Origin of the sequence: Oligoflexus tunisiensis (assembly GCF_001748245.1) — a bacterium.
Taxonomy (GTDB): Bacteria; Bdellovibrionota_B; Oligoflexia; order Oligoflexales; family Oligoflexaceae; genus Oligoflexus; species Oligoflexus tunisiensis.
The window spans coordinates 2,055,126-2,068,289 of record NZ_BDFO01000001.1 but is presented as its reverse complement, the minus strand read 5'-3'; the positions used below and the strand labels follow the sequence as shown (position 1 = coordinate 2,068,289).

The following is a 13,164-nucleotide window of genomic DNA, read 5'->3' as shown; positions in this document are numbered from 1 at the left end:
AGCGTTTCTCTCGCAAGAAGTATATATAGTTGATTCAACCTCAATGATCGAGGGCGAATAATGAGGACCTAAAGGCAAATCGGAAGAGCTGGAGCATCGTAGTCAACCTGCGATTGTCCTAATTCTCGAACATGACTATTCAATGGACGAGGCAGCAGAAGCAGCCGGCGTGTTGAGAAGAATTGTGCATCGCTAGTTGATGCCAATTCGTCATGATAACGATCGAAACAATGATCCACCGTGGCCTCCACCTGATCATCAAAATGCCAGAGGGGTTTCGTATTCTTCTGGTCCTTGAGCAGATAGAGGATGCGAAAATGCTTGCCGTTCATTACCCGCTGGAAAATCCCGACATGAGGATAAGGCTTCCAGGAAGGGTTCTGCGAAAAGTCAAACTTGAAAACATCCTTGCGGCCGCGTAGGGCATTGGGGAACATGCCTCGCGGAATGAGGGACTTGGCAGAACGCCTTGCCGTCTTGGGGATTGCGACATGGCCATCAGGCTTCCACGTTTCGCCGTCCTGCTGCTTGACCATGTAGCCGTCAACCGAGAAGACACGGGCCTCAAGGTCATCGCCCGAAGCCAGGTCCGCCCGGATGCCTTTTCTCGTCCACTGGTTTCGCATTGTGAACCGCTGGGGAAGGTCGGCTCTCACCCTGGATGCGGCCTTGTCAGCGGTCTGGTTCAGCGCCTTCTGCAGGCGCTTTACCTCCTCAATCAACTCAGCCGCTGACCAGTTGGGGGAGCGATCGTCGTCAATCACATCTATGATCAGCATGCTGACCCCAATTCAGCGGATCGCCCAGAAATCTCCGGAAAGCTTTGGTTCTTCGATAAAGCGGTATGGAAGATAGCCATAGCCCTGCTCACCCCAATCCTCACCCCAGTCCTCGCCTCAGCTGTTGCGGATGATAAGGGCCTCTTTCGTGTCGTCGTAGCCGCATACGAGAACGGCATGACCATCCTCGCGCTTTTCGCCTGCCGTCATGCTCGGCCGGAAGGGGGAAAGGGCATTCTCTTTGGGTTCGGAGCACCCAATGGTTACACTCAGTGTCCATCGATTTACCAGGGGTTTCTATGAAGGCCCTATGGGGTCCGCTTTTCACAGATCTAAGTGGTGCCGGTGACGCAAAATTTTTATCAAACCGAGCGGGAGGGGGTGGTTGATCGTCAACCATTGAACCTATGAGCTCTAGAAGGACCCTTAACTTCTATTCCCTGGCAGAAAAGGGCTCCATGCACTTACTTACTAGCGAGGATAACTATTCAACGTCGGAAAAGTGCTTCTGTATGATCTAAACTCATAATTTTTTCTGAATGCCTATCTAGCAATAATAAATCGACGTTAATCTTATCCCTTTGTCTCGCGCTCGACAAAACAGAGAAATTACCTGACGCTTTTATACAACTGCTTAATACGGCTCATATAATCATTAATTATTAATACCCGTCCAAGAACAAAACCTTCAATTTATCCAGCTTGTTCCGACACCTTATCAAAGTAATTTCTTATCGAGGATTGTGCTTTGACGCTTAGCTGGAATGAGATTCGTAAAAGAGCAGTAGCGTTTTCTAAAGAGTGGAAAAACTGTAATGCCGAGCGCGGTGAGTCACAAAGCTTTTGGAATGATTTCTTTGCAATATTTGGAATATCGAGAAGACGAGTAGCAACCTTCGAATTCCATGTAAAAAAGATAAACAATAAATCTGGATACATTGATCTCTTTTGGCCAGGAACTCTACTTGTTGAGCAAAAGTCATCTGGCAGAGACCTTAAAAAGGCTTTTGATCAAGCAATCGAATACTTTGAAGGCTTAACCGAAGAGGAATTACCCCAATATATACTTGTCTCTGATTTTAAAAGATTTGCATTTCATGATTTGGAAGGTTCCAGCGAACCAATTCTTTTTGACCTAAAAGATCTACATAAGCACATTCACCTTTTTTCTTTCATACTCGGACATAAAAGACAAAACTTTGAGCACTCTGAAGAGGCAAATATCAAGGCAGCTGAACTCATGGGCCAGCTTCGCGACAGTCTATGGAAGGGTGGTTACAAAGGAACAGATCTTGAGGTCTTTCTTGCTCGGTTGATGTTTTGCCTTTTTGCAGACGACACTGGAATTTTTGAAACAAAAGATCACTTCACTTACTATCTCGAAACCAAGACAAGAAAAGACGGATCCGATCTCGGGTCACAAATCATCAACATTTTTGATACTCTAGATACGCCTCAGAACAATAGGCAATTGAATCTTGATGAAGACCTTTGCAAATTCCCCTATGTTAATGGCGAGCTATTTCGCGATCGCATAAAGATTCCAGCATTTTCGTCTGAATCACGAGAACTGCTCCTTAAGTGCTGCAAATTTAACTGGGAAAGAATTTCTCCTGCAATCTTTGGATCTATGTTTCAGTCAGCCTTAGACCCGGAAAGCCGTCGTGATCTCGGAGCCCACTATACATCAGAACGAAACATACTCAAAGTGATCAATCCTTTGATCATTGAGAATTTTCGAAAAGAATTTGAAATATGCCGTAGACAAGAAGAGAAACTAAAACAGCTACTTGAAAAAATACGAAAAATCAAGGTCCTTGACCCCGCTTGCGGATGTGGAAACTTTTTAGTCATAACATATAGGGAGCTTCGACTCTTAGAAACTGACATACATATTGAACTAAAAAAGACACTCGGTGAAAAACATACTGTAATTTTGGATTCAGGCTATCCTGGAATTGACGTTGATTCAATGCTTGGATTTGAAATACTAGAATTTGCGGCTAAGGTCTCGCAAGTTGCTCTATGGATCGTAGATCACCAGATGAATATTCATCTTTCGCAAGAACTGGGCGAACTTCTACATCGTATTCCTTTAAAAAAATCAGCGAGCATTAAAGTAATCAATGCATTGGATGTTGAGTGGGAGTCTTTTGCACCTGCAAGCAAAATAAGCTTTATTGTTGGAAACCCTCCTTTTGTCGGAAAGAAGGAGAGAAGTAAGAGTCAACAAGCAGACATGAATAAAGTCCTGGGAAAAAACGAAGGACACAAGAACCTCGATTACGTTTGCTGCTGGTTTATTAAAGCAGCTAGATACATCGAATCAAATCATAACATCCGATGCGCCTTTGTGGCTACAAACTCTGTATCAAAAGGAGAACAAGTCAGTCTCCTATGGTCCATTCTAAATGAAGAGAAAATTAAGATAAATTTTGCTTACCAAAGCTTTAAATGGACAAATGAAGGGCGAGGGAAAGCAGGTGTTGGTGTCGTAATCATCGGATTTAGCAAGACCGTTCTTACTCCGCAATTACTGTTCAAATTCGACGAAGCCACTAATGATCATATTCGAAATGAAGTTGAAAGCATCAGCCCATATTTGATAGAAGGCAACGATATATATGTTGAGAAACGGAAATCACCACTTTGCGGCACTCCAAAGATGATTTACGGCAATACACCGATAGACGGCGGCCAATATATACTTTCTGATAAAGAAAAGAAAAATCTTCTTGCATCCGACAAAAGAATTGAAAAGTACATTCGACGTTTCATAAGCACTAAAGAATACCTGCGCAACATTCCTATTTGGTGTATCTGGCTGGAAAATGCGAAGCCTTCAGACCTAAAAGACATCCCCGAGTTGAAGAAAAGGATAGCAGCCGTCAGATCCGAGCGCCTAAAAAGCGATCGGGCCCAAACAAAAAAAATGGCAGAAAATCCAACTCTTTTTGCAGAAATTCGCCAACCGAAATCAGACTATATGCTTTTATTCAAGGTTTCATCTGAAAGAAGAAAATATGTACCGATTAGCTTTCAGAAAAAATCTGACATACTTCACAACACATGCATTGCACTTCAGTCTAATGACCAATATTTATTCGGCATTCTTTCGTCATATATGCACACTCTTTGGCTTCGAATAATTGGTGGCACCCTTGAACACCGACTCCAGTACTCAATAGAAATAGTCTATAATAGCTTTCCACTGCCTTTGAATATCAATCAAAAAACAAAGGATGCTGTCATTGAAGCAGTTAATAATCTTCTATCTATCCGTAAAACTCTCCTATCTGAGAACACTTTCGAAAATTTGTACGACCCAGACTTAATGCCTCCAAGGTTGTCCAAGGCCCACATGAATCTCGATAAAGCAATTGAAAGATGTTACATAAAAGGGGAATTCAAAGATGATGACCATAGGATCAGTCATTTACTAAGCTTGTATGCTTACTATATCGAAAAAGAGCAAGACAAAACGAAAACAGCCTGAACATATCTGCTTTCTCGCGCTTAAGTTTGGAGTCAGGCATCTGTTGGGAGTCGCTCGCATCGAACAGAGTATTATTGCGCCGCATGCGAATTAGGACTTGAGCAGACTTCTGATCGGGTTCATTTCTGTTACATCGTTTTCATTTTGGCAAGTCTAACCAATACCATAATTTAAGGAGTCGCCTATGGTGCCCGCCAACAATCTTTCGAAACTACAAGAATATTTAGGAGAGCAGACAGCGACCAAGAATCGTCTCGGACAAGATCAGAATTTTTTCTTAGTTGGACTTTTATTTGCACCACCGCAGGAACAAATTTCAAAATCAGAAATAGTTCCGATGCTAGATCAGTACCATCATTCGTCAGGGACTCATGCTTATTTCCTCTGTGCTGGATATTCCGCATATGACCCTGAAGCTGAACCAGTTGCAACAGTAAACAACGAGCCGTGGGGATTCTCGGCAAAGAATTTTGCATCTTTCGTCGATGAAGTAGAGAAACTTACAAAATGGAGATATGGCGGGGGGTCTGAGCTTCTATTATTTGACTCGTTTTCAGACGGCAAGACTTTCAGACTTTACACAAAAACCGCGTTATGCCTCGACTTAAACGCAATTTTAAAAGATGGCTCGTTCGACACAATCTCAGGGCTTTTTCATCATATATTTAACTTCAAGAAGGACCGGGGTCATGCTGTTTGCTCTGACTTGAGCGATAATTTGGGACTACTTATGGGTAAAGACTATTTTTTATCACAACTGGGCGCACTTTGGAAAACAGCCAAACACTTTGCAGTCAGGGACATCACAAAGGACGCTCAGGTAAACGTCATTAGAGGACGTCGTAAAGGCAAAGCTTCCTAAACTAGCTATCGATTTTGGGGGGGCGCCGCTCTGTTCTGCAGTAACACATCATCAATCACGATTAGGTTTCGGTTAGCGTTGTTGAGGGAACGAGGTTGCGAAGTGGCTGACCACGATAACCGGATTAATCCAATTCCCCGGTCGCAAATGATTTCAGCCTCATCAGATTAGCGCCATACAGATTTGTGCGGCAAAGGCTTGGGAAGCCCGATGAAGGATCAAGATTCCTTTACTGGCCAAGTCGTCTTTCCATCCCCAGAAGCAATATTGTTTAGCTGAAAATCTCCACATAGCCCTCCCCTTCTGAACTGAATTTACCTAGACGCCTCAGTCTCCAATCCTTCTGATGCTCGGATCCAAGTTCCAACACAATTTCTTGTCTCGATGGCGTCCGTCTATAGGCTATCTTGACACTAAAACTTTGTTTTCAAGAAACTTTTACCAATAAAATTTGTAAGTTAAGAGAAGTTTCTCTCATGCAATATTTTGAATGGAAAGCTGTCTTTGCGTTGTCAATTACAAGGAACTGCAAGAGATGAACTGTCTCCTTGATATAATTGAACTCCGCGGGCGCCTGCTGGCCATCGTTCCGTTTCTGGCCAGTATTAAGCCACCTCCTATCACATGAGGATCACCCTTAACAAAATGGAATGCAAATGCAAACATACAGTAAACTTCGAACTGTGGGCTTGATTTCAGCGTTTTTTTCTGTCTTGATGATGGCGTTTCATAGTGCCGAAGCCCTCTTGCTCCGGTGCGCATTTTTCATTCTCGCCATTTTCTTTATCAGAAAGGCTCATTTTGAAGAGAAAATGATGCGTGGCGACAATCTAGAGGAAGATAAAAAGAGAAAGCGTCTCGCCTATATTATCGTAGGTGTCTTATATGGCTTCGTTATCGTTGTATTCATTGTTTCACGATTTCTTGTTAAGAGCTCGTAATAGCGTTCGAGACTAGAACCGCGCTCTTTTTCGAATTGGAATTGACAACTGCGAGTTAGGGATAGGGACCGCGGCATTTTAAGGAAGTTTGTGAGTTTAGTATGCAGTTTCTGCTCTAGCCCCTTATATAGTCTGCGATTCGTAAGCAAAGCAGGAGAATTGCACATGCGATCATCAAGAGAAGGCTGAAATCAACGAGGGCCTGGCCCTTCCTTTTACGCGCGTTTACGATAAACGCTATGAAGGTTGTATACCCACCAATCATCGCCCAATGCCGAAAGCTCTCGTCGATGAAGCCCCAGGCATAAAAGCTAAGCAGATTACAAACAATATCTTTTCCAGATGTGTCACCACGCACCTCCCAGACACTATATGTTGCAAACATTCGAACTATCCAGTCCGTTCTGGAGATGGGCAGCCCCCAAAGTATCACCAACCGAACGAGTGCGATAAGGATGCAAAGAGGCTGCTGATGTTGGTCACCCAGTCGCAACAAATACCAAGCTCAACATTCAGAATGGAGCGGCCCTGCGTGAGAATTCCGGTTTACATTTAAGATTCCTTTGCTGGCCAAGGCGACTTTCAGCCCAAATGCAATATGAGTCTTGCTGGAAATTTCCATATACCCGTCCGCAAACTGAATCACTTAGGCTGGTGCCATTTCTGGCTTTTGATAGGAACTCCGTTCGCTTACTTTGCAACTTCTCCAGCTTGTTCTTCCGGGGATAGCTTGAAATCAATTACAACCCTATGATTTTCCTTCGAAGAACCTTGTTTGTATTTCCATTTTTTCGCTGCTTTTATCGCTTCTTGGTCAAAGAAACCGGGAGGGTCTGATTCCAAAACCCGGATATTATCGGTAGCACCAGACTTGTCGACATCCAGCAGTATAACTACCCTGCCTGATATCGGGGCGTCTGAATTTGTCGTAGAGCACGACGCAACCAACAGCAGTAACAATAAGATTCTCAACGGCATCTCCGTCAAAGTCTCACAAATTGATTCCAGCAAAGGAATGGTACGACCGTGCTCTACTCTTCCTTGCTCTCCGCCCATTTTCCACTTCCCACACCAATCACGCCATTCTTAGTGATTTCGATGTAGCCCCTGTCATCCTCAAAGAGAAGTTGCGTTGCTGGGCAATCGACCGGGGCATCGTTCTTATCTATGTTGTTTTTGTCCATACCTACCTCCGGGAGGAACTCTCGCAGGGTCAAGCTCTGGAATGCAATCCAGGAACTGCTACAAGTTAGCCGTACGGCTCTGAATTCAAAATATCTGTTCGGAAGTGGCAGCCAAATTAGGAACACGGACTAAGACAAGACCAGTTCTGCAAATTACCGGACCAGCCCTCATGAATGGCGTAGCATGCAAAGTTGACAACATTGACCAAAAATCTAATTTGCCTTATATCCATTCAAATGTATGGATAAAGGAAGAGTCCATGAATGCTACGACACAAAGGGAATTGTTGAGCAGGGAGACCCGGGAACTGTTTGCACTTGGGGCGAGACTTATTACCGAAGACTGGGTGAAATACAAGGTAATGTGCGACCTCGCAGGGATCGCCACCCTTGACGAGGCTCTGCATCGAAGTTATGCCAAAATAGACTGGAACAATCGGGATGCGATTCTGCCTATCATTCCGACTCTGGAATTTATATACAGCAAAACCCCAAATACCATGATACGCCTCCCTCAAAAGCTGGATGAAGCTCTGGCCAAAGACGGCTATAGGATGAAGAACGGAAAGCTGGTCAGGCTAAAGATATGAACTCGATTTGGAAGGCCAATGAATCCTCAGATGACCTCGACACCCCTAATGCACCTCAAATCTGCTGCGGATTGTCTTGAGCACGAACTTAGGCGGCAGAATCACACCCATCCATTGCTACATAAGGCGAAGAAGAAACTGGATATCGAGCTGGAGCGATACCTGAATCGACAGTGGTGTACCAGCGTAATCTTTTAAAGGCGCAGAATTAGTAAGGAATGCTGGGTTATGATTGAACTGTGACTTTACTACTGCAAGCCTGACTGGAGCATAGCGTCCTTCATGCGGAAACTTCCGCTGGCTAACTGGGGGGGAACCCAGGGCTCCGGCCTTGCCCTACCCGTTATAGTCAAAGACAATCCGCATACCCTCAATCTAGACCTTCCGCGAAGGTTCGCAGCGTCCGCCGTAAGGCAGACGCGTTAGAAGGAGAATAAATATATGGTTTCAATTAGTTAAACCTTAGTTCGTTCTACCTTTCACCAGCAATCTCTGTAGGCTGAATAATCGATTGAGTACCATATCGCCCACTTATTGCGTTGGTCGAGGACATATTTGCAGTGAGCAGCAGCCCTCTCATAGTAATAGTCAGAACTAGTGGACCCACTAGCGTCTTTAACGGCACTGTCCTTGATCAGTCCCCACCAGCCTGGCAACTTTTCTACATTCTCTAGAAGCCATTCGCAATGGGCTGTTGCTCGCTTATCATGACAAACGGGGTTTGCAACGATACCTCTGCTTGAGACAGAACGATCGTATTTCGGAGCAGGCAAAGTCTGAATGTTACATATACCCCTAACATTAGACGGCAAATTACCAATAATTCCTTTCAGGATTCCGCTCCCGACCCACTTATTGAAAGCCTGTTCATCTGCAAATCGACAATAGTTCCCATCACCATAAGTGTAGATATAGACGTCAGTGTTTGATCGATATGATCCTTGCGGGAGCGGATTTTCTTTAGGGGGAGGTGGGCAAGAATTGGTGTGAGTCCTCGAAACAACTTGCCACTGAGATGAATTATCGCAATTCGCTGTACCACCTTGATTACAAGTAGCATTAACAGAGTTAAAAGCGTCAGTTTTTGAAAGGTAGTAACAGCCGTCAATCTTGTCCCTCCGACCTGAAGATTCCACGGTGGTTCCAGCAATATACTTATAGAAGGTATTAGTCCCACATGGAATTTCTCCTGCTATCTGATCATTGCAGTAACTTCCAGCCGGAGAGTTTCCGAATAAGGTCGACTTCTCTTTTTCAATTTTTCCGCATGAAACGCTTAGGCCCACAACAATGGAAGCTCCGCAGAAAAACACCACAGCTGAAATGGAAATTTTGGCATTCATGTTCATCATTTGGCCTTTCTGACAGCTAATTGATATCCAACTTTATCTACGAACCGAATCCCTTAAGCATATTGCAGGCCAATTTTTGGTTCAATATTCTACTAATCTTTTCAGATAGTTATACTAAACCCAACAAACCGCATTAGCACACCAAGCAATTGACGCAGACAGGTGTCAAGCCGCTTTGCATCTCTTTTTGAGCAATGATATGGTGAGCGGAAACGACGCCTGATACACCTAAAAACACCGTAGCTGAGTCTCTTGAGTGCGAACTTAGGCGACAGAATCACGGCCACCCCTTGTTACATAAGGCAAAAAAGAAACTGGATGTCGAGCTGGCGAGATACCTGAATAGACAGAAGGCTTTGGATGCTTGTGGTGTACCAGCCCAATCCTTTGAAAACGCTGATTTGGTAAAGGAATGCTGGGTTATGATTGAAACTGCGACTTTACTCCTGCAAGCCTGAATGGAGCGTTGCGTCCTTCATGCAGAAACTTCCGCTGGTTATTTGGGGAAGCACAGGCCCCGAGGTCTTACGCACTCTCTGTTATAGCTAGGCACAATCTGCAGGCCCTTAATCTAGACCTCCTGCGAAGGTTCGTGACCTCCGACTAAATTCATAAAAGCAGCCAACAGTGAATCCTCTTTGGCTGCAACATTTTTTAATGGTGCTGTGTTTAAAGATTGCTATTGCAGGACGCCATTCAGCAATCGGTCAAGTTCGCCTTGTGAGCCAGCGATGAAACTATAATATTTCGGCCCACACGTTTTATCAAAGTAGCATTCATTGTAGACGACATAGGTCATGCGCACCTGATTTTCCAAGACGCCGTTATTTCTTTTAACGACCTCGGGCTGTGCTTCGACTTCAACACATGGATCTTCATAGTTTGGATTCGGTGTTCCCATGGATCCATGGGCGGATGCACACCAGCCCTTTTCATTCTTAACCCCGCCGTTGTTGGGATAATAAGATCGCTCGTATGTTTCAACCCCAATTCCAATATCAATTGACTTGGAAAACCATTTCTTCACAGCCGCAATTAAATCTTGTGTTGCCTGAATTGCCTGCTTGACTCTTCCGTCTGACCTTGCCTTTTCCTGGTTCTGCTTGTTTTGCTGGTCCTTTTGAGCCTGTGTTATGGCTCCGCCCCCCGATGGATCCTCAGGCGGCTGCCCACAGTTCGGTTCTGCGCATGGCATGTCAGGATTTGGTCCGCCTGTGCTACCGGCAATGGGACCAGGGGTTGTGTAGGGAAGACGTGAGCCTGTGACAGTCACTGTCTCACTTGATGTCTCTTGTCCATGAAGCGTTGGAGCAGCGAGGAGTAGCAGCGCAAAAGCGATTGAGTTCCACATTTAGAATCTCCAAATACTGATTGAAACATCAGCCCCCGAAGACAATTCTTCGAAGACGAATCGTACGTGAGAGGAATACCCAGAGTCCCCAAATCGAGAAAATTGCAACGACTAAGGCTACAATGTTACTTGCCTCAAAGCTTTCTGTCATAAGCTGGCGAGAATTATTTAGCATGTGCATGGCGATGGCCCAGGGAAGGCCAAGAAGTAAGAACGTAATTCCTTGAAGCACTCCCAGAATGAACATTGGCATGAGCATCACGGGAGGATAGACATCAGCATGAACAGCAGCGAAAACAATCGACGATATTAAAAGTGCCGGAGCCCTCCCAATGAAGTAGGCAAGTGTTCCGAGCACGGCCATTCGATAGATGATTTCCTCGACTGCTGGGCCCGTGACCATGACAGCCAGATTTAAAAGGTACGATCGTTCGCCTGGAGGCGGCAGGACTCCGCCCTCCATTACCTGTCTTTGCGCGGGCTGGGCGGCAGTTACGAGTTCCGCCCATCCACCGGCCAGAAGTGTGGCAAGCGTGATGCCCCCAAGAACAAAGAGGAATGCCCAAGGTGGACTGAACTTCACAGGCTCATGCTCCAGGTATCTATAGAGACTCAGAACGCTTATGGCAGCAATTCCGTCGATCGTGAGCAGCCACGGGAGAGGAAGGCCCGAGAGGAGGGGACCAAGTAATATGTAAATACTCGCAATAATAAGAATAAATACCATGGCGCGATCTTTTTTCATTTCAGCTTTCCCTTTTCTGTGCTGGCATTCGACCTGAAATGTATTGTCCACACAATGCCTCGTCAACAAGTAGCATCCCTCAGCCACAGATAGGTACCAACCATGCGGAAAATACTTATAATCAATTACATCAAAACCACATAGAAATGCAGAGTCCGCTTAAGTAAAAGGCTGCGGCCCCGAAGGGCTGCAAACAGAATTGTAATTCGTTTTGGTGGGAAAACATGAAAGACCGAAATCAGCTCTTCTCCACAACTCAAAATCGAATCACTCAGTGAAACAGGTACAACTCAGAATTTGATAAAGCGATACCCGATCACCAGAACGAATCTCCAGGATCAAAAGACTAGCAGAGTTTCTTGAATCACAGAAAACATTCACCACAGCGGATAAGCGAGGAATAGCGAAGTCAATTCTTTCTGCCAAGCTTCCAGTGGAGTCTGATCGAAATTGATTCATTGATGAATCAGCAATTAAGGATGACCGAGATTACTTTCTTCAAAATGAGATTCCAAAAATAAGGTGATTCATTGAATCAAACAATCCGCGCCATCTTGAGGCTAGCCGTTTCAAAAACACATAATCTGAATCGACTAAAATTCGGAATATTTATATGCAGAACGCCCATCTACACTGATTTTCATTCGCGGTGATCAAGAGTTTTGGCTATAGATTCACCTGATAAGATATTCAAAGGTGGGCGGGAAAAGCAAAATGACGCTTAACATTTGCGATTATTTGCGCGATAGAATAAAGAGCTTTCTTGCAGCAAGAGGCGAAAGTATCCGCTGGCTATGCAAACAGACGGGCGCTGACTACTCGACTATTTACCGCCTGCACAGTGGTGAACAGAAGAGGCTGTCATTTACCAACGCAAAGAGAATTCTATACGTTATTGAGCCAGCAAACGCTGACAGCATATTGCATGATTACTTTCCACGAGAGACGTCAGAAACGCGGGAGCTGGGCGCCAAGACTGAATCCGACGCATTATCAGCGATTCTTGCCGAAGATCTGCAATTATATAAGGTCTATGTATTCGCAGAAATGGAAGGGATCGAACGCTGGCACATAAAAGAACAGTTCGGTAACGAAGGCCTGAAGCATCTTGATAAATTGCTGCGTCTTGGAATTTTGGTAGAAGGTTCAAACTTCAAGAGCACCATGGAAGGACGCTCCTATCCACCAGAGGATGTCATCAAGAAAACTGCGATTCATCATTTCCACATGGTTCCGCTGAACGTCCCAGGTTCGATTATAGAAGACATCCGGGGAGGATTGAGCGATGAAGGTATTCGCGACTTATACGAAGCTGTCGTCGAGCTCCGGGAAAAAGCGCTGAAGATCATGAAAGAAAAAAAGGGCAATCGACTGGTGGTTATGTCTGCAATTGCTGGGCCGGGAGAGATTCTATGAAGTTTCAAAAAAAATGTATCATCCCTTTCCTTACGTTTGCCTCAGCGGCATTGGCAGGCGGCAGCCAGGGTGGTGGGACTCCACCAGCGTTGTCTGATTTGAGCAAGGAAATAATGATGGCTGAACCCGGAAGGGCTGGGCTCTTCGACAACGGGGCTGGTGACATTGGATTGCTTGCCAAAGGCGAATTACTTTCAACCCTAACCGTCAGCAAAACGTCTTTGCATTCAAGAAGCATTTCCGCTGGCAGCCTCGCGGTGTCCGACGAAGATTTTTCCCTGCTTTCTATCAGAATAAAGGCCTTGGATGCGATCGGTATTAATGGTGAAAATTCCAGCTATAGAATTGAAGCTGGGAAGACACTGGATGAGATTATTTTGAAAGACCGCCGTGAAGTCGCACGGGCAGCGGCTGGACAATAGAGACCTATGAAAGTGCCTCGTCTGAT

The 13,164-nt window shown here is 45.0% G+C and carries 12 protein-coding genes; 6 read left to right on the top strand and 6 right to left on the bottom strand.

What is annotated here, in order from left to right:
- Positions 1–68: 68 nt before the first annotated feature.
- Positions 69–779 carry a hypothetical protein gene (locus OLTU_RS08960; RefSeq protein WP_141732416.1) on the bottom strand — a complete coding sequence of 237 codons (711 nt, stop codon included), beginning with the start codon at positions 777–779 and terminating at the stop codon, positions 69–71.
- Between the two features lie 748 nt (positions 780–1,527).
- On the opposite strand from OLTU_RS08960, the gene OLTU_RS08955 reads away from it, so the two are divergent.
- The 3 genes from OLTU_RS08955 (at position 1,528) to OLTU_RS08945 (ending at position 6,078) form a co-directional block, all read left to right on the top strand.
- Positions 1,528–4,275, top strand: a complete 2,748-nt coding sequence (locus OLTU_RS08955) for a class I SAM-dependent DNA methyltransferase (RefSeq protein WP_141732415.1) — start codon at positions 1,528–1,530, stop codon at positions 4,273–4,275.
- Positions 4,276–4,459: 184 nt separating this feature from the next.
- On the top strand, positions 4,460–5,137 hold the full coding sequence (locus OLTU_RS08950; RefSeq protein WP_141732414.1) for a hypothetical protein: 678 nt from the start codon (positions 4,460–4,462) through the stop codon (positions 5,135–5,137).
- Between the two features lie 656 nt (positions 5,138–5,793).
- Entirely contained in the window at positions 5,794–6,078 is a 285-nt protein-coding gene (locus OLTU_RS08945; RefSeq protein WP_141732413.1) for a hypothetical protein, read from the top strand.
- 690 nt (positions 6,079–6,768) lie between these two features.
- Here the strand turns inward: OLTU_RS08945 and OLTU_RS08940 are convergent.
- Together OLTU_RS08940 and OLTU_RS31830 are read right to left on the bottom strand one after the other, a co-directional pair.
- The gene (locus OLTU_RS08940) at positions 6,769–7,134 is read right to left on the bottom strand and encodes an energy transducer TonB (protein ID WP_141732412.1); all 366 of its coding nucleotides are present in this window, start codon (positions 7,132–7,134) and stop codon (positions 6,769–6,771) included.
- Positions 7,110–7,262: a hypothetical protein gene (locus tag OLTU_RS31830; RefSeq protein WP_176736460.1), complete on the bottom strand. Its 153-nt coding sequence runs from the start codon at positions 7,260–7,262 to the stop codon at positions 7,110–7,112. Before OLTU_RS31830 ends, OLTU_RS08940 begins: the two co-directional genes overlap by 25 nt.
- Before the next feature lie 170 nt (positions 7,263–7,432).
- On the opposite strand from OLTU_RS31830, the gene OLTU_RS08935 reads away from it, so the two are divergent.
- Entirely contained in the window at positions 7,433–7,852 is a 420-nt protein-coding gene (locus OLTU_RS08935; protein ID WP_218109933.1) for a hypothetical protein, read from the top strand.
- A 479-nt stretch (positions 7,853–8,331) separates the two neighbouring features.
- On the opposite strand, the gene OLTU_RS08930 is transcribed toward OLTU_RS08935, so the two are convergent.
- From OLTU_RS08930 to OLTU_RS08920, 3 genes are all read right to left on the bottom strand, one after another.
- Entirely contained in the window at positions 8,332–9,204 is an 873-nt protein-coding gene (locus OLTU_RS08930; RefSeq protein ID WP_141732410.1) for a hypothetical protein, read from the bottom strand.
- A 679-nt stretch (positions 9,205–9,883) separates the two neighbouring features.
- Positions 9,884–10,555: a hypothetical protein gene (locus OLTU_RS08925; protein WP_141732409.1), complete on the bottom strand. Its 672-nt coding sequence runs from the start codon at positions 10,553–10,555 to the stop codon at positions 9,884–9,886.
- A 28-nt stretch (positions 10,556–10,583) separates the two neighbouring features.
- Entirely contained in the window at positions 10,584–11,300 is a 717-nt protein-coding gene (locus OLTU_RS08920) for a CPBP family intramembrane glutamic endopeptidase (protein ID WP_218109932.1), read from the bottom strand.
- Between the two features lie 714 nt (positions 11,301–12,014).
- On the opposite strand from OLTU_RS08920, the gene OLTU_RS08915 reads away from it, so the two are divergent.
- Together OLTU_RS08915 and OLTU_RS08910 are read left to right on the top strand one after the other, a co-directional pair.
- On the top strand, positions 12,015–12,716 hold the full coding sequence (locus OLTU_RS08915; protein ID WP_141732407.1) for a helix-turn-helix domain-containing protein: 702 nt from the start codon (positions 12,015–12,017) through the stop codon (positions 12,714–12,716).
- Positions 12,713–13,138 carry a hypothetical protein gene (locus OLTU_RS08910; RefSeq protein WP_141732406.1) on the top strand — a complete coding sequence of 142 codons (426 nt, stop codon included), beginning with the start codon at positions 12,713–12,715 and terminating at the stop codon, positions 13,136–13,138. The genes OLTU_RS08915 and OLTU_RS08910 overlap by 4 nt, the downstream gene beginning before the upstream one ends.
- Positions 13,139–13,164 lie beyond the last annotated feature (26 nt).

Bases quoted from the DNA above. Each gene is read 5' to 3' on its own strand.
- OLTU_RS08960 (WP_141732416.1), bottom strand. From the start codon at position 779: ATGCTGATCATAGATGTGATTGACGACGATCGCTCCCCCAACTGGTCA.
- OLTU_RS08950 (WP_141732414.1), top strand. From the start codon at position 4,460: ATGGTGCCCGCCAACAATCTTTCGAAACTACAAGAATATTTAGGAGAG.
- OLTU_RS08945 (WP_141732413.1), top strand. From the start codon at position 5,794: ATGCAAACATACAGTAAACTTCGAACTGTGGGCTTGATTTCAGCGTTT.
- OLTU_RS08940 (WP_141732412.1), bottom strand. From the start codon at position 7,134: ATGGGCGGAGAGCAAGGAAGAGTAGAGCACGGTCGTACCATTCCTTTG.
- OLTU_RS31830 (WP_176736460.1), bottom strand. From the start codon at position 7,262: ATGGACAAAAACAACATAGATAAGAACGATGCCCCGGTCGATTGCCCA.
- OLTU_RS08935 (WP_218109933.1), top strand. From the start codon at position 7,433: ATGAATGGCGTAGCATGCAAAGTTGACAACATTGACCAAAAATCTAAT.
- OLTU_RS08930 (WP_141732410.1), bottom strand. From the start codon at position 9,204: ATGATGAACATGAATGCCAAAATTTCCATTTCAGCTGTGGTGTTTTTC.
- OLTU_RS08925 (WP_141732409.1), bottom strand. From the start codon at position 10,555: ATGTGGAACTCAATCGCTTTTGCGCTGCTACTCCTCGCTGCTCCAACG.
- OLTU_RS08920 (WP_218109932.1), bottom strand. From the start codon at position 11,300: ATGAAAAAAGATCGCGCCATGGTATTTATTCTTATTATTGCGAGTATT.
- OLTU_RS08915 (WP_141732407.1), top strand. From the start codon at position 12,015: ATGACGCTTAACATTTGCGATTATTTGCGCGATAGAATAAAGAGCTTT.
- OLTU_RS08910 (WP_141732406.1), top strand. From the start codon at position 12,713: ATGAAGTTTCAAAAAAAATGTATCATCCCTTTCCTTACGTTTGCCTCA.